Origin of the sequence: uncultured Kiloniella sp. (assembly GCF_937128705.1) — a bacterium.
Lineage (GTDB): Bacteria > Pseudomonadota > Alphaproteobacteria > Kiloniellales > Kiloniellaceae > Kiloniella.
In genome coordinates this window covers 1-17,053 of record NZ_CAKZMP010000307.1, presented here as the reverse complement: position 1 = coordinate 17,053, position 17,053 = coordinate 1, and the positions used below count along the sequence as shown (strand labels likewise).

Annotated in this window: 14 protein-coding genes; 8 read left to right on the top strand and 6 right to left on the bottom strand. The window is 44.1% G+C overall.

All coding sequences use genetic code 11. The annotated features are described in order from the left end of the window. The first annotated feature begins 15 nt into the window (after window positions 1–15). From Q0241_RS15290 to Q0241_RS15265, 6 genes are all read left to right on the top strand, one after another. The gene (locus tag Q0241_RS15290) at window positions 16–1,053 is read left to right on the top strand and encodes a low specificity L-threonine aldolase (protein ID WP_299379000.1); all 1,038 of its coding nucleotides are present in this window, start codon (window positions 16–18) and stop codon (window positions 1,051–1,053) included. A 311-nt stretch (window positions 1,054–1,364) separates the two neighbouring features. Then, window positions 1,365–3,308, top strand: coding sequence for a PrkA family serine protein kinase (locus Q0241_RS15285; protein ID WP_299378998.1), 1,944 nt, complete (start codon window positions 1,365–1,367; stop codon window positions 3,306–3,308). 41 nt (window positions 3,309–3,349) lie between these two features. Further along, window positions 3,350–4,654: a YeaH/YhbH family protein gene (locus Q0241_RS15280; protein WP_299378997.1), complete on the top strand. Its 1,305-nt coding sequence runs from the start codon at window positions 3,350–3,352 to the stop codon at window positions 4,652–4,654. Between the two features lie 96 nt (window positions 4,655–4,750). Beyond that, window positions 4,751–6,298 (top strand): SpoVR family protein, encoded by a 1,548-nt coding sequence (locus Q0241_RS15275; RefSeq protein WP_299378995.1) that lies wholly within the window; start codon window positions 4,751–4,753, stop codon window positions 6,296–6,298. Window positions 6,299–6,570: 272 nt separating this feature from the next. Beyond that, entirely contained in the window at window positions 6,571–6,915 is a 345-nt protein-coding gene (locus tag Q0241_RS15270; RefSeq protein ID WP_299378993.1) for an Hpt domain-containing protein, read from the top strand. Window positions 6,916–7,034: 119 nt separating this feature from the next. Further along, window positions 7,035–8,486 carry a sigma-54 dependent transcriptional regulator gene (locus Q0241_RS15265; RefSeq protein WP_299378991.1) on the top strand — a complete coding sequence of 484 codons (1,452 nt, stop codon included), beginning with the start codon at window positions 7,035–7,037 and terminating at the stop codon, window positions 8,484–8,486. On the opposite strand, the gene Q0241_RS15260 is transcribed toward Q0241_RS15265, so the two are convergent. Both Q0241_RS15260 and Q0241_RS22595 read right to left on the bottom strand, forming a co-directional pair. Next, window positions 8,483–9,676 (bottom strand): MFS transporter, encoded by a 1,194-nt coding sequence (locus tag Q0241_RS15260; RefSeq protein WP_299378990.1) that lies wholly within the window; start codon window positions 9,674–9,676, stop codon window positions 8,483–8,485. The two genes, Q0241_RS15265 and Q0241_RS15260, sit on opposite strands and share 4 nt — an antisense overlap. Beyond that, window positions 9,669–10,046 (bottom strand): Rap1a/Tai family immunity protein, encoded by a 378-nt coding sequence (locus Q0241_RS22595; RefSeq protein ID WP_366941192.1) that lies wholly within the window; start codon window positions 10,044–10,046, stop codon window positions 9,669–9,671. The genes Q0241_RS15260 and Q0241_RS22595 overlap by 8 nt, the downstream gene beginning before the upstream one ends. A 190-nt stretch (window positions 10,047–10,236) precedes the next feature. Here Q0241_RS22595 and Q0241_RS15255 point away from each other — a divergent pair, with 190 nt between their 5' ends. Next, on the top strand, window positions 10,237–13,722 hold the full coding sequence (locus Q0241_RS15255; RefSeq protein WP_299378988.1) for an AsmA family protein: 3,486 nt from the start codon (window positions 10,237–10,239) through the stop codon (window positions 13,720–13,722). An 84-nt stretch (window positions 13,723–13,806) separates the two neighbouring features. On the opposite strand, the gene Q0241_RS15250 is transcribed toward Q0241_RS15255, so the two are convergent. The 4 genes from Q0241_RS15250 to Q0241_RS15235 all read right to left on the bottom strand — a co-directional run bounded on the left by Q0241_RS15250 (window position 13,807) and on the right by Q0241_RS15235 (window position 16,806). Beyond that, window positions 13,807–14,121 carry a ribbon-helix-helix domain-containing protein gene (locus Q0241_RS15250; RefSeq protein WP_366941191.1) on the bottom strand — a complete coding sequence of 105 codons (315 nt, stop codon included), beginning with the start codon at window positions 14,119–14,121 and terminating at the stop codon, window positions 13,807–13,809. Window positions 14,122–14,151: 30 nt separating this feature from the next. Then, entirely contained in the window at window positions 14,152–15,558 is a 1,407-nt protein-coding gene (gene fumC, locus Q0241_RS15245) for a class II fumarate hydratase (protein WP_299378986.1), read from the bottom strand. A 250-nt stretch (window positions 15,559–15,808) separates the two neighbouring features. Beyond that, the gene (locus Q0241_RS15240; protein WP_299378984.1) at window positions 15,809–16,171 is read right to left on the bottom strand and encodes a TfoX/Sxy family protein; all 363 of its coding nucleotides are present in this window, start codon (window positions 16,169–16,171) and stop codon (window positions 15,809–15,811) included. After that, complete coding sequence (locus tag Q0241_RS15235) at window positions 16,168–16,806, bottom strand: alpha/beta family hydrolase (protein ID WP_299378982.1); 639 nt, start codon at window positions 16,804–16,806, stop codon at window positions 16,168–16,170. The genes Q0241_RS15240 and Q0241_RS15235 overlap by 4 nt, the downstream gene beginning before the upstream one ends. 63 nt (window positions 16,807–16,869) lie before the next feature. Between Q0241_RS15235 and Q0241_RS15230 the strand changes: the two genes are divergently transcribed. Further along, the coding region (locus tag Q0241_RS15230; protein ID WP_299378980.1) for a hypothetical protein at window positions 16,870–17,053 on the top strand (184 nt) is incomplete at its 3' end.

The following is a 17,053-nucleotide window of genomic DNA, read 5'->3' as shown; positions in this document are numbered from 1 at the left end:
GATGGAACAGGCAGTATGACAAACTTTGCCTCAGATAACGTCACAGGTGTTTCGCCTGAAATTATGGATGCAATGATCAAAGCGAATGATGATCATGCAGCGATGAGCTATGGCGCGGATAAGTGGACAGATGGCTTATCTGCTAAGGTGGCCGAGATATTCGAGACAGATGTGACGGTGTTCCCTGTTATTAGTGGGACTGCGGCCAATGTTTTGCCTATTTCCTATTTAACCCCAGCCTATGGCACCGTTTATTGCCATAAAGAAGCACATATCAATACTGATGAATGTGGCGCTTCTGAATTTTATTCGGGTGGCGCAAAGCTCATTCCTTTACCCGGTGATCATGGTAAGTTTACGGGACAGTCGCTGAAAGACGCAATTTTTGGGCGCGGTGTTCCACGTCATACGCAACCCAGCTTGGTTAGCCTGACCCAAACAACTGAGGCTGGAACACTTTATCGGCCAGATGAAATTATGGCGATTGCAGAAGTTGCCAAAGAGAATAATCTCAAGGTTCATATGGATGGTGCCCGGTTTGCCAATGCTGTCGTTGGAACCAATTGCTCGCCCGCTGATCTTACGTGGCGTTCCGGGGTTGATGTCCTTTCTTTCGGGGCAACAAAAAACGGGGCAATGGGCGCTGAGCTAGTCGTGTTTTTTGGAAAGCCAAATGTAAAGGAACTTGAAAACAGGCGCGTACGCGGCGGGCATTTTATTTCAAAAATGCGTTTTTTGTCTGCTCAACTGACTGCTTATCTGGACAATAATTTATGGCAAAGAAATGCCATGCAAGCCAATGATATGGCGAAGCGTATGGCGATGGGACTGTCTGATATCGCCTCGATTGAATTCGTACATCCTGTAGAAGCAAATATACTTTTTCTAACGATGCCAAGGGCGATGGTCAGTGTCTTGAAAGAAGCAGGTTTTGAATTTTATGAAATGCTGCCAGGGGAAAAAAGGTCTTTGGTTCGTTTGGTCATGTCCTTTAACTCAAGCCAAGCTGATGTCGATCGGTTCGTTGAAATCGCGCGGGGACAAATCCTTTAAGGCTTCTGCGTTTATCTGAACTAAATTGTGAAAATAGCCCCAGTTTAGCCTATTGGTTAAGCCGGGGTTTTTTATTTTTTTAGAATAAAAAAGAAAATAGTTAATCCAGCTGGCAGGTTAGAACGTAAAAAATATAAGAGCAGTATCAAAAGATTAGAGTAACGCGCATTCGTTTTGTGTTTCTTTGATACCCGCCTTTATGAGTTTTAGTTCAGCCTCCTAAAATCTCATTGTTGTGTAAAGAAGCGATAGAAGGCTGTTTTTATAAAGGAACGCATTTCAGGTTAAGCCAATATATAGAGGAGGTCATAATGCCCAAGACCGATATTTTCGACGCCTATTCCGAGCTATACGGTAGCCGGCAAGAAAGCGAAATGTCGTTGAGGGATTACTTGTCTGGATGCAGGGAAGACAGGGTTATGTATGCCTCGACAGCAGAACGAATGCTGGATGCCATTGGTACGCCTGAACTTTTTGATACAAGCCAAGATGAACGTATGGGCCGGATTTTTATGAACCGGACAATCAAGCGCTACCCAAGCTTTAGCGAGTTCTATGGTATGGAAGAAACCATAGAACGCATTGTTGGCTTCTTTAAACATGCTTCTCAAGGCCTCGAAGAAAAAAAGCAGATCCTTTATCTATTGGGACCAGTTGGCGGCGGTAAATCTTCAATTGCTGAACGGTTAAAGATTTTAATGGAGAATTGTCCGGTTTACGTTTTGAAAGCCGGTGATCATATCAGCCCTATTTTTGAATCTCCTCTTGGCCTGTTTAATCCAGAGACAATGGGGGATCTCCTTGAGGACAAGTATCACATTCCCAAACATCGCCTGACAGGATTGATATCCCCCTGGGCACTTAAACGTTTAGAAGAATTTGAAGGTGATATTTCCAAGTTTACAGTAGTAAAGATGTTCCCATCAAAACTACGTCAAATTTGTATTTCCAAAACAGAACCCGGTGATGAAAATAATCAAGATATTTCGACCCTTGTTGGGAAGGTTGATATTCGGAAACTGGAATATTATAGCCAAAACGATTCAGATGCTTATTCCTATAGTGGTGGCTTGAACATGGCGACGCAGGGATTACTTGAATTTGTCGAAATGTTTAAAGCGCCGATTAAAATGTTACACCCCTTACTGACCGCGACGCAGGAAGGTAATTATGTGGGAACCGAAAACCTTGGGGCGATACCTTTCCAGGGTATTATTCTGGCGCATTCAAATGAATCTGAATGGCAAAATTTTAAGAACAATAAAAACAATGAAGCCTTTATTGATCGTGTTTGCGTGATCAAGGTTCCCTATAGCTTACGTGCTAATGAAGAAGCTGATATTTATCATAAGCTGCTGAGAGATAGCGACCTTAATGATACCCACTGTGCACCGTCAACATTGGAAATGATGTCACAGTTCAGTGTGATGACGCGTTTAAAAGAACATGAAAATTCCAATATTTTCTCAAAGATGCGGGTCTATAATGGCGATAATCTAAAAGATGTCGATCCGAATGCAAAACCGATTCAGGAATACCGGGAAGCTGCTGGACAGAACGAAGGTATGAATGGTGTTTCTACTCGTTTTGCCTTCAAGGTTTTGGCCGAGACATTTAACTATGATCCGAATGAAGTTGCAGCCGATCCAGTGCACCTTATGTACGTATTGGAACAGGCAATACAGCGTGAACAATTCCCTGATGAAATAGAGAAACGCTATCTTGAGTTCATCAAAGGCTATTTATCTGTCCGCTACGCTGAATTTATCGGGAATGAGATTCAAAAGGCCTATTTGGAATCCTATTCAGATTTTGGGCAAAATCTTTTTGATCGCTATATTTCTTATGCTGATGCGTGGATCGAAGGGCACGATTTCAAAGATCCTGATACGGGACAACTGCTTGATCCTCGGATTTTGGATCAGGAGCTGTCCAAGATTGAGAAACCGGCGGGAATTTCAAACCCGAAAGACTTTAGAAACGAGGTTGTGAAATTTACGCTGCGTGCCCGGGCTAACAACAAAGGGCACAATCCCCGTTGGACATCCTATGAAAAATTACGAGAAGTAATTGAAAAACGGATGTTCAGTCAGGTGGAAGACCTGTTGCCAGTGATTTCTTTCGGATCGAAAAAAGATAAGAAGACTGAATCCAAGCACAATGAATTTGTCGATCGGATGGTTGATCGTGGCTATAGCAAGCGACAGGTTCATCGGTTGGTTGATTGGTATATGCGTGTGAATAAAGCGGGTTAGTCAGATGATCTTGCGAGGCAATGGATAGGTGGACTAACAGCATGATGCATTTTATTGACAGGCGACTAAATCCAAAGGGCAAGAGTTTACCCAATCGGCAGAGGTTTATTCGTCGTGCTCAAAGTCAGATACGCAAAGCCGTAAAAGAGGCTGTTAATGGCGGTAAAGTGACCGATATAGGTCATAATGGTCGCATAACCATTCCCTCTAAGGGGTTAAACGAACCTCGTTTCAAGTATGACTATTCTAAAGGCAAGCATGATCGTGTTTTGCCGGGCAACAAAGAATTCTCGACTGGGGATCAGATAAAGCGTCCGCCAAAAGGTGGTGAGGGGCAGGGCGGGAAAAAAGCCAGTGAAGATGGTGAGGGAGAAGACAGTTTCCAGTTCTCTTTGTCTCGAGAGGAGTTTCTGGATGTTTTCTTTGAAGATCTGGAGCTACCAGATCTGGTGAAAACGTCACTGAAAGAAGAAGTTGAGTTTGAGAAGCAGCGAGCTGGATATGTACGCGTCGGATCACCTAGTAATCTTGATTTGAAGCGAACAATGCGGCATAGCCTTGCCCGTCGAATTTCGATGAAGCGGCCAGGAAGTGAGGAACTTAACTCACTTCGTGAAGAGATACTGGACCTTGAGGCGAGAGGGCGGAAAACCAAAAAACTTAAAGAGCTCCACGAGCAACTTGAATTCCTAGAGCATCGTCGTCGATTTGTTCCCTACATTGACCCCTTGGACGTTCGCTACAAATCGTTCACAAAAATTCCAAAACCGAACACGCGTGCTGTGATGTTTTGTTTGATGGATGTTTCCGGGTCAATGAGTGAAAGCATGAAAGATCTGGCAAAAAGGTTCTTTATGCTTCTGCATCTGTTTCTTTCCACTCAATACGAACGGGTTGAGCTAGTTTTTATTCGCCATACACACATGGCAAAAGAGGTTGATGAAGAGACTTTTTTCTATTCCAGAGAGACAGGGGGAACCATTGTTTCTTCTGCACTGGAAGAAATGCAGAAAGTTCTAAAAGATCGCTATCCCCTTGGCGACTGGAATGTCTATGCGGCCCAAGCGTCTGATGGCGATAACTTTGCAAGTGATCGGGAAAAATGCCTCGCCATAATGGGCGATGTGATCCTGCCGGCCTGTCAGTACTTTGCTTATATTGAGGTTATGGATGAGCAAGAGCTTGAGATCTTCAAAGACGAACAAAACATGACCGATCTTTGGCGGATTTATGCTCAACTAACCGGGGGTTTTGAACAATTTGCCATGCGAAGAGTTGTCAAACCGAATGATATTTTTCCTGTTTTTAGGGATTTATTTTCAAAAGAGGATGCCGGGGAAAATTAATACCAAAGAAAGCTGAACATCTCGTGAAACATAGAGCCCAATGAGTTGGTATTTTTGTGCGGTTGGTGGTCAGGACAGTATTAGAAAGGAGTTCTTATGGCAAAGGCACAAGAGGTACAGAAGCCGCTGTATGAAGGTGCGGAATGGAGCTTTGAGAAGCTCGATTGTGTCTATGATGCCATAGAAGAAATCGCAAATACCGAGTTGGGGTTGAATGTTTATCCAAATCAAATAGAGGTTATTACCTCTGAACAAATGTTGGATGCCTATTCAGGTATTGGTATGCCATTGATGTACAATCATTGGTCATTTGGTAAAAGCTTTGTTCAGGACGAATTTTATTACCGCAAAGGTATGCGGGGCCTTGCCTATGAGATTGTTATAAATTCTAGCCCTTGTATCAGCTACATCATGGAAGAAAACACCATGACGATGCAGGCACTGGTCGTCGCCCACGCTGCGTTTGGGCATAATCATTTCTTCAAAAATAACCATCTATTCAAACAATGGACAGATGCAGAAGCTATTCTGGACTATATGCATTTTGCCCGTGAATACATCAATAAGTGCGAAGAGCGACATGGTGTTGAAGCCGTGGAAGAATTGTTGGATGCGGCACATGCACTTCGTGAGAACGCGGTCGATCACTATTCAAGACCTGCCCCCATGTCTCGTGAAATGGCGAAACAGCGCATAGACGATCGTGAAGAGCATAAACGCGGTGATTATAGAGATATCTGGCGTACACTGCCGCATAATGAAGCGGACGTTGAGGATGGTGAAGTAAAAAGCCAACGTCAGGAAGCCAATATGGCCAAGTTTGGATTGCCGGAAGCCAACCTACTTTATTTTTTTGAAAAACATAGCCCTGTACTGGAAGACTGGCAGCGAGAAATATTACGTATTGTTCGAAATATCGCTCAGTATTTTTACCCGCAAAAGCAAACCAAAGTGATGAACGAGGGCTGTGCCTGTTTTTGTCATTACTACATTATGAACAGACTATTTGATAAAGGCCTAATCACCGAAGGCGCAATGCTAGAATTTATTGATTATCATACCCGGGTTGTGGCTCAGCCAGATTTTGATGATCAGAGATGGAGTGGTATCAATCCTTACGCTTTGGGATTTGCCATGATGCAGGATATTTACCGCATATGTCATGAGCCAACAGATGAAGATAAACAATGGTTCCCTGATATTGCAGGATCCAATAATGGTATTGAGGTTCTAAAAGATGCCTGGGCAAATTACCGGGATGAGAGTTTTATTTTACAATTTTTGAGCCCGAAACTTATTCGTGACTTTCGATTATTTCAAATTCACGATAATTCGTCCCTTCCGCACTTAAAGGTCGAAGCCATTCATGATAGCCGTGGATACAAAAAAGTCCGGAGTGCTTTGGCAAAATCCCATACTGTTTCAGCGATGACATTGGATATACAGGTTGCTGATGTCGAATTTGAGGGGGACCGTGCCATTACCTTGCGCCATATGGTGCACGACGATGTGCCAATTGATGGTAAAGAAGCTGAAAAGGTGATGCGTAGAATAGCGCAATTGTGGGGCTATGATGTCAGCCTCTATTGCGAAGATGCCCTTACAGGAAAGATTCTCGCGACTTATGATGTTACCGCTTGTTGAAACTTGGTTTTCCAAGGGACGTCAGGGGCGCGCAGAGGATATGTATAAACCCCAACTTTTATACTGTTTAATTATTTACTAGCTGTTATTCTTGATGAGTTGCTGAAGAAGCTTGTTTTTGTTGCCTATATTTGGAAACAAGTTTCATTTGCAACACGTGTTCAAAACATAACTGTCAGGATTAATCATCTTGAAATATCGGTGTTTGCCACACCGATTTCAGAGGGGAGCACAGGACAATTAGCTCGATTAATGAAATAGATACGCAAGAATTGGATAAAACTTATCCTATACGGGATGAGGTGGTTATTCAGTCTTTGTCAAATGAAGTTGGGGAAGAAACTATTCCCTTTCTTATCGAACAGTTTCGTGCCGATCTAAAGACGCATCTCGCAGGTGTTCTTAATGCGGCACGAGTACGTGATGGCACAGAGTTGGAAAGGGAAAGCCACACTTTAAAAAGTGTAAGTGGAACTTTTGGGGCCCTTCGGTTGCAGGAACGTATGCGACTTATTAATGAAGCTTGTCGACGTGAGAATCATGAGCACGCGATTGAGCTTGTTATCGGTGTTGATGCCATCGGGGCCTTAACAATGGAAGCCTATCAAGATAGTTAGAAGAGGCCTTGTCTTGTACTGCTTGGGCCTCTTGTAAGCTTGGCAAGGCGTATGTTCCCTCGTATCATCAATGTTTTCTTGTTTAGCTGAATAATAGCACCCGATTGGTACGATATTCGATGACAGACACACCCTCTATTTTACTTGTCGAAGATACGGCATCGCTTGTTGCTGTTTATACAAGTTATTTAAAGCGTTCTGGCTATGAATCTACTCAGGTGATGTCTGGTAAAGAAGCCTTGCATGAGCTGGAGGGCGGCGGATACAGGGTTATTCTACTAGACCTGCAATTGCCTGACATGGATGGTATTGAAATCTTGCGTATGGTGCAGGAGCGAAAATTACCGATCGCTGTGGTTATTATCACATCAAATGCATCTGTGAACATCGCCGTCGAATCAATGCGGTTGGGGGCTTATGATTTCCTTGAGAAACCGTTTTCTGCCGATCGACTAATCGTCACGGTGCGCAATGCTTTGAAGCATATGCAGTTATCCGAGATGGTTGAAGCCATTAAAGAGCGAACGCATTTTTATGGGTTTATTGGCTCTTCCTTTGCGATGCAGTCCATTTATCGTACAATTGATTCTGCGGCGGCTTCCAAGGCAACGGTCTTCATCACAGGCGAAAGCGGTACTGGAAAAGAAGTTTGTGCCGAAGCAATTCATAAGTGTAGCCCCCGTGCAGAAAAACCATTTGTCCCCCTTAATTGCGGGGCAATACCAAAGGATTTAATGGAATCAGAGATCTTTGGTCATGTGAAGGGGGCCTTTACGGGGGCAATCGGGAACAGGGACGGGGCCGCGACACAGGCGGATGGCGGGACTTTATTTCTGGATGAAATCTGCGAAATGGATCTTGATCTGCAGACAAAGCTCTTACGCTTTATCCAAAGTGGCACTTTTCACAAAGTCGGTAGTACCCGCTTGGAGAAAGTAAATATTAGAATTGTTTGTGCGACCAATCGAAGTCCCTTGCAAGAAGTTCAAGCAGGACGGTTTCGCGAAGATTTATATTATCGCCTTCATGTTATCCCTATTCATCTTCCGCCATTAAGAGATCGTGACGAGGATATTCTGGAAATTGCCAAGTCTTTTTTAGTTGAATATGCAAAAGAAGAAGGTAAAGAGTTTTCCATCTTCTCTTCTGAAGCAGCGGAAGCGATTAATAATTACAATTGGCCTGGGAATATTCGCCAACTGCAGAATGTCATAAGAAACTCAATTGTCTTGAACGAAGGCAAGGTTTTAACCGCTGATATGCTGCCGTCGTTAAGTCGTCAAAATTCGAGTGTTGTGCAATATAAGGAAAGTGTTACCGCAAGTGATGATGGCAATCTTGGAAGCTCTATCCCTGACGTCACCGATTATTTCGTAACCGATCAAGCGACACCAGCGGTGGAGCCTCCAGAAGTTTTACCGCTTTGGATGATTGAAAAAGACGCAATCGAAGGTGCCATAGAAAAGTGTGATGGCAATATCGTAAAAGCAGCAAGTTTGCTGGATATCAATCCTTCGACAATCTATCGTAAGAAGGCCCAGTGGAAAGAATTGGCGAAGAAAACACCCTAGTTATAGTTTTTCTTCTTTGCTTTCGGGTTTATCAAAGTACCAACCATCAAAATGACAAACAGCATCGTTAGTGCCAGTGAAACGTATATCAAAGCTTCTCCTTGATATATTTGTGTCGCTTGACCGCCAACAAGAGGCATCAATCCGCCTATCCCCCATAAAAACCCGAATGATGCATTTGCCGCAATCAAATCAGCCCCCTTGTATTCGTGCCCAACAGCCGTAAGAACCGTGTTGTAGATAGATGTTAAAATTCCCCCCCAACAAAATAGAAGGAATTTAAACACGAAAATCATATGGGAAAATTGGAATGTCAGGATGATGCATAACATGCAAATCATTCCTAGAATAAGCAGTAGGCGCGGAATGTTCATGTGATCGGCAAGCCAGCCGATTGGGTATTGGAAGACAAGGCCACCAAGAAAAAACAAGGTTAGCATGACATGCATATCAGGCTGTGCATATCCTACTCTGGAACCGTAGTAATGAAAAAAAGTTCCCATTAGAGTTTCTGTTCCCGAAGCAAGAACAACCGCAGCACAATATGCAGGGGCGATCAGTATAAATGAGAATTGATTAAAGCTGCTCGGGGTTTTCAAATCCATCTCTGGATCTTGAGCCAGCAGTAAAGGAATTGTTGCGAGGAAACAAATACAGGCACCGCTTATAAAGGGAAGCCAGCTATCAGTTCCCGTGATAACGAGAAGTAAAGGGCCGGAAGCAAAGCCCAGGCCTAAGGAAATATTGAAAAGGGCGAGTATGCGTCCACGGTGAGATGAGATGGCCAGGTGATTAATCCAGCTTTCACTGCCAATGAAAATCCCGGCAACAGCCATGCCCATAACAAAGCGGATGAGAACCCAGGCAACTGGTGTTGGAAAGAGAAACAGGCAAACAAACATGAGTGTTTCGCCAAGCATACAAATGATGACAAATTTTCTCATGCCGAGATAGGAAATACAGGCAGGGACAAAAGGGGAAAAAAGTACAATAGCGATTCCAAGCATGGAACCTATAAGACCAATAAATGATCCGCTATTCCCATCGCGATCAAGTGAAATAGTCATCAAAGGAAGCGTAAACCCCATACTGATCCCAGCAATAGATACGCAAGAAATAACTGCGATCAAATCTTTGAAGTTGCGGGGGCGTTTAGAAGTTAGTTCTTGTTCCTTTGTGGCTTTATTCACACGGATATTTTTCCCTTAATGTTAATACGATGCTTTCAAATGCTGGCTGGGTATCGATTTTTTTTGTAAGAGACAGCCTAATGACGTCAATGAATTGACCGCGTTGTGTGTTCGCTGGAAAACAAAATGCCTCTGCAATCAGTCCTTGTTCTCTCATTTCCAACAGGCTCTCAACCGTACCTGTAATATATCCGTTACACAGACCGCCAAACCATCGGTCCTCGGAATTACATAGCTGTGCAAGCTCTTTATTCGTAAGTTGTTGGGTTGCAAAAGCATTGGTGGAAACGAGGATAAAAAAACTAATAATGAATGTTCTAAGCAAAATGTCGTACCTGATTATAAAAGTGTTGAAAGCCGAGTTTATCACGGAATTGCACGCGATGGTTTATTTTTGCGGGGAATGCGCAGATTTATCTGAAATAACGCAATTTAAATAAAGGTATCTCTTGCAAACGATTGATTAAACACAAGCTTATGAGTAGTTTAGATCTTAACAATTATAGAGTGTGATTTTTTACACAAAACCATAAACATAAAACATCATAAAAGGTTGGATCGTGCGCAAATTTACGATTTCAATATCCATAATATTACTTCTCGTCATTGGTGGCGTGCTATTTGGGCCAGGTTTTATTAACTGGAACCAGTATAAAGGCGACATAACAGAGCAAGTTTATGCTCATACGGGACGAACTTTGGATATTGAGGGGGATCTTCACCTTAGAATACTCCCTGTGCCAAGTTTTTCTGCGGCGAATGTCCGATTGGAAAACGACCCAAGATCCAACGAAAACACAATGATTTCCCTTGATGAATTGGGGGTGAAAATTGCTGTTTTCCCATTGTTGAGTGGTCGACTTCGGGTTGATGAAGTTATTTTAAGAAAACCTATCATACATGTTGAGAAGTTTGCAGATGGTTCGGGAAACTGGGTTTTCTCGCCTGTGGATATTACTCAAGAGAAAGCAGATGGCGGGCTTGCACTAAACCCAAATAACGCTTTAGATAGTGATGAAGACGAAGCTGATAGCACCTTCTTTTCCGGTGTTGTGCTTGATCATTTTCGAATTATTGACGGTACCGTCCATTATAGAGATGGCAATGTTCAGGAGACTTTTGAAGGGATTAATGTTGAGGTAGCTGCAAAAAGTCTCACAGGTCCTTTTACTCTGGGTGGTGATTTGTTGTTGAGAGGGCAGCGTACAGAGATTGAACTGGATTTGGGCCAGTTTGCCGACGAAGGAGCAACCGCAATTAATGCAGGTATCCGCCTACCTGATTCCGAAGCAAAGCTAAAGTTTAATGGTCTGGTTTCTCGTCATGTCAACAGTACTTCCTATCGCGGAAAATTCGACGGGGATGGAAGTGATCTCGGGTCGTTGATTTCAGAGTTGTTTAAGGTTGATGTCAAAACAAGTGCGGACAGTCATTTTGAAATATCTGCTGAGCTGGAGGGTGATCTTAACAAGCTTTCTGTGAATGATCTTATCGTTCGGGTTGGGGCGCAAAAAGTGACTGGCACGGTTAGTGCTGGTCTGAAAGGCGGTGTCGATATCTCGATGAATCTGGCAAGCCCAAGAGTGAACCTGGATGATATTCTCACTGTTCAAGATGCGATCCAAAAGAACAAGAGCTCGGCCACAAAAAGTACTTCCGATGAGAACAATGCGGTAACAGGACATTCAACGTCAGAAGTTGACCAAGGTACGAAACAGCTTTCTAAATCTTCGTGGCCAACGTTTTCCCCTGAAATTTCTCTTCAGGCGCAAATCAGTATTGATGATATTATTTACAATCAAAGAATTGTGCGTGGTTTGGTTTTGCAGTCCAGCCTCGGGAATGGTGTGTTCGAGATTCAGAATTTAAGCGCTCAACTTCCAAGTGGAAGCCAAATAGCTCTTGCTGCCAATTATCAAAATCAAACAGTTAATGGGCAATTGAACGCGCGGACAGAGGATCTGCGCGGACTTTTGACATGGCTTGAATTAGATGTTCCTGATGTCCCCAATGACAGGCTACGACGGTTGGATGGTAAGCTGCGCTTTAGCTTGATGCCCGAACAGATCGTTCTAAACCCGGTTTCCATTACGTTGGATGTTACTCATCTGGATGGGGCGGCTACAATTGCGCTTCGTGATCGTTTGGGTGTTGGGGCACGTGTTGTTATCGATCGAATAGATCTGGATGCCTACAAGATAGGTGAAAAAAAGGCTTCATCCTATAAAACAAACGAGAATGCTGAGGTGTCTAACGATTCTTCTTTGGCTGATAATAGCAATTCATCAACTCAGAAAGCATCAGCTAACAGAAATAAATCGGAATCGTTGTTAGGGCGGTTGGATGCTAACCTGGATATTACTCTTGGGGAAGCCGTGTACCAAGGTATTCCGCTTCGTGGGGTGAAGCTAGATGCCACTTTGCAACAAGGTAATCTTCAAATAAGAAATGCGTCTTTGGATGATATTGAGGGGTCTTCTCTCGCTTTGTCAGGTGCGATCAAACAGATTGAGACGGAAACGCCTTCTTTCGATACGACAATAATCGCCAAGGTTGCTGACCTTCCAAAGCTTTTGACGCTTGCCGGACAAGATAAAATTAAGGGAATGCCCCAGCTGGGCTCTTTAGAGATTAGTGGTAATGTTCAAGGGACTAAAGACAATCTATCGCTTGACCTGCTTGGGGCAGCAATAGGTGGGTCCTATCAGGCCAAAGGTGTGATTCAGCCCGGGACCAACTCGTTGTATCAAGGTTTAGTGGTTATTGATCACCCCGATGCTGCACAGCTTGTGAAAAGACTTAATCCTGAAGCTTCGACAAATCCACAATGGGGACGGGTTTCTGTTAAATCTGTCGTCAAGGCGGGACCGGGGGAAGTCGAACTGTCAGAGCTTGATGGAACCATTGCCAATACACGTATCCAAGGGAGTGTCGTCGCAAACTTAAAAGGTGCGAAACCGAAGGTGACAGCTAACCTAATGACAGGTCAGCTGAATCTGAATAGCCTTTTGCCTCAACCAGGGCAGGGCGGAGCATCAGGTGGCGCAAGCGGTGGTGGTAGCTCGGTTTCTGCTGGATTGAACCGGCGCTGGTCACAGGAAAGAATGGATCTGTCCGGATTGTCTTCTTTGGATGCCGAGATCTCGCTTATATCTGATGCCGTTCAGAAGGATGCTTTAAGTATCTCAGATGTGCAGGCAAAAGCGACGTTGCTGGATGGTGTTTTGACACTTTCCCAGTTTGCAGGCGTTGCCTATGGTGGTGGAATTACAGCAACAGGCACTGTTGATGGCCGGGATCAGATTCTTGTGGATATGGATATCAAGGGTGACAATATTGATAGTGGTTCGTTGCTTCGGGATATGGCTGATTTCAAAAGAGTTTCAGGCCCTGTTTCCGTTGAAGGTAAGATTACGACAAAAGGCAGGTCCGAAGCTGATCTTGTTCAGGCATTAAATGGTAACGGTCAGATTAATGGTGTTTTAACCGCAAAAGTTAAAACCAAAGAAGTTGTTGGCGGAGCGCTGCTTGGCGTCCTTGGTTCCAAACTAAAGGGGATTCAAGGCGTTGGAGATGCAACGACAACATTGTTGCAATCGTTCGCAGGACATCCCGCTCAGTTGAAGGGGACGTATACGATTCATAATGGTGTTCTTGTTACCAAAGACCTTCGAGTTGATGGCAATCGAACATCGGTTTTTACGGCAGCCACAGTGGATTTACCAGCATGGTTGATTGAAAGTCAAAGTGACCTGTTTCGTGAGGGTGAAGACCCGACCAAACCTTATCTAACCGTTCATCTGAAGGGTGATTTGGATAAGCCGAACCCAAGGGTCAAAGGGCAGTTCCTGCAATCAAACAAGTCTAATACAATCAATCAGCTCTTGGGTGGCGAAGTTCCAAGTGAAGACGTTTCCGAACCGCAACCAGAAGTAACGGGGGAACCTGTTGAGCAAAAGAATGAGCCAGTTGTTGAGGACAAGAAGTCCAAGAAAAAGAAAGCCAAAGAACTTCTGAAGGGACTTTTTAAGGAACTTGGTGGCTAAGCCTTAGCCTTTTCGTTTGAAGTGATTACTGGGTAAGGTAATCGAACATAAAAAAATAGAGTGTTTTTCCGTTGGAAAGGCGCTCTATTTTTCTGAGATAGGTTCAGAAGCAGTATCTTTATTAATGTCTTCAAGCCGGTTTTTGAGGTGATTGAAAACAAGAATTCGAAGCGCGCTTGAAAGATTGCTTGTTCTTGCTTCATCGACTTTTTCAACAAACTGGTTGAGAGATAAGCCTTCGCTTTTCGCAAGGAGCTTTATTTCCTGCCAAAAGCCTTCTTCCAAGCTAAAGCTGGTTCTGTGCCCGGATATGGTTACGGAACGTTTTTTGATTTCTTCCGATTTGAAGTCCAGAACCATGTTGTTCTCGCGTAATAACAAAGAAGATAAGGCGGGCAATATGGATTTATCACCCGCCTTTAGATCAACCTAGGCTTTACGGGGACCGACCATGTTTTCAGGGCGGACCTTTTCATCAAACTCTTCTGCTGTCAAAAGGCCGAGTGCTACAGCTGCTTCTTTAAGTGTGCTGTTTTCGACGTAGGCCTTCTTTGCAACCTTCGCAGCGTTGTCATAGCCAATATGCGGGTTGAGGGCCGTCACCAGCATGAGGGATTGTTGCATCAGGGTTGTGATGCGCTCTTCGTTTGCTTCGATACCATCAACACAATTTTCGCGGAATGAGTCACAGGCATCCCCAATCAGCTTGGCAGATTGCAGCAAGTTGTAAATCATCACGGGTTTGAAAACGTTGAGTTCAAAGTGTCCGTTTGATCCGGCTACAGTAATTGTTGTGTGGTTCCCCATAACCTGTGCACAAACCATTGTCATCGCTTCGGCCTGGGTAGGATTTACCTTACCTGGCATAATGGATGAACCAGGCTCATTTGCAGGCAACAGCAACTCGCCCAGTCCACAACGCGGGCCAGAGCCAAGCATGCGGATGTCATTGGCAATCTTCATCAAGGAAGCTGAAAGAACGTTTAACGCACCTGATGCCTCAATAATGGCGTCATGTGCTGCAAGTGCCTCAAACTTATTTGGTGCCGTTGTGAATGGTAGCTTTGTAATGTCTGAAACCTGAGCCGCAAATTTTTCAGCAAAACCTTCGACAGAGTTCAAACCAGTACCAACAGCTGTACCGCCTTGCGCAAGTTCGGCTAAGCGTGGAAGTGTATTCTTGATCCGGGCAATGCCATATTCGATCTGCTTGGCATAGCCGGAAAATTCCTGCCCCAGGGTCAGGGGCGTTGCATCCATTAGGTGTGTGCGGCCGATTTTGATGATTTTTTCATAAGCTTTTGCTTTGGCATCAAGAGAAGCGTGCAGCCGTTCCAGTGCAGGGATAGTTTCCTCACTTAACTGTCTTACGCCCGCGATGGACATTGCCGATGGGAAAGTATCATTTGATGACTGCCCCATGTTGCAGTGATCATTTGGGTGCACAGGGGATTTCCCGCCACGCTCACCAGTCAGGATTTCATTTGCGCGACCAGCAATGACTTCATTGGTATTCATATTGCTCTGCGTACCAGAGCCTGTTTGCCAGACAACCAGCGGGAAGTGATCCGTCAGCTTTCCGTCGATAACTTCTTGTGCGGCTTGGCAGATCGTCTCGCCGAGCTTTTTATCCAACACACCTAATTCAATGTTCGTGCGTGCAGCAGCAAGTTTTTGTGTGCCGAGGGCCTTAATCAGCGCAGGTGGCATTTTTTCGCCACCAATCTTGAAGTTCTGAAGCGAGCGTTGAGTCTGAGCACCCCAATAACGGTCTGCTGCGACGTCTATTTCGCCCATGGAATCTGTTTCAATACGAATGTTGCCTTGATCGGACATGCTGGTGGCTCCCTAACTTTCTCTGGCAGCTGATTTGATAATTGAGCAGTAGCAGGTTTGTCTGTTATCTGTTCAGTTGTAATGTTGCGCCGCAGTATACACAGATTGCGTCACGGAAAAACAGGCTAACTGAACTAATTATTCTCGATGGCGGTTATTCCTTTATTTCTGTTATTTTTGTTATCCCGAGTTGCTTCTATTTTTCAAGTTTACTTGATTGTTTTTAGAACAGAGTCGTCTCAGCCAGAGTTTATCTTTTTTTTGCTTTAGGCTGCTTTTTCGCATGGGCGCGTTTTGATGCAGTAATCGCCAGTTCGGCCCAATGAATGAATTCTTCTGGATCTTCTTGTGCTGTTTCCGGGACAAGCCAGTATGACATTTTTATTGGTTTGTTTTTGCCTTCATACGTGAAAGGTTCACTCCCAGCTTCAATAAAAAGGACTTCACTTTTTTTATCCGCTTTCAAATAGATGCTGCCAAAGGCCTCTAGAGCAAACATGATGTCTTCAAAATAAAGACCATGTCCGCCAAACATTGGTTTAACCCTGATTTCACCCAATGGAAGGCAGAGATTTATCGTTTCTTCTACGCAGCTAGGTAAAGTCTTGCTCATGAATTTGTCTCGTTGATAAATGCGTTTATAGCTGCAATAGCCTCTAACCAGTTTTGTTCTTCTGTTCGGCCTGATCTTTTCCGTGGGCTTAAGTTATGATTCCCGTTTTCTGACCAGTAGACTCTTATTTTATCTGATAAACTATAATGCTCAACCTCGTCTGGTCTTCCAAACGGATCACGTGTGCCCTGTATGATTAGACAGGGTGTTTTGGCATTTTCAAGATGTGCGGTTCTGGTGTTTTCTGGTTTGTTAGGGGGGTGAAAGGGATAGCCGAGACAGATAGTACCAGTAACATTCATTTCATCCGCAATCATACTGGCCATGCGCCCGCCAAGGGATTTCCCCATTATATAAAGAGGGCGCTGAGGGTACTGATCTATCACTTCTTGCCAGAATTCCAATAGTTTAGGGGCTCGATCTGGTGGGCGCTTTTTCCCGGTTGTTCGGCGTTCCGCCATAAAGGGAAATTCAAACCGGATAATATTGTGGCCTTGATTCCCTAACTTTTCAGCGAAGTAATTCATAAAATCGGTATCCATAGGGGCGCCCGATCCGTGGGTAAAAAGGATAGTTACCTTATTCGTATCGAGAGCTGCTTCTGGGCCGTTCTGTAAAAAATGGATGCTTGTCATGATGCTTTCATGTATATTTAGAACAGGTTATGACTTTTGATGCACAGATCTACGGTATAGAGCATGAGTGATATTCGCCAGAAAGATTTATCTGACAAGTCTGTTCAGGACATGAATTCTGAAGAGAAGAAAGAAATGCGTCGGCGTTTTGAAGAATTTGCCAACCAGGTCGGCCAGAATAATGACTCTATTCTGGCGACACCAGAAAAGCCCAAAAAAGTCGTAAAGTGGGATCCCAAAACGATGG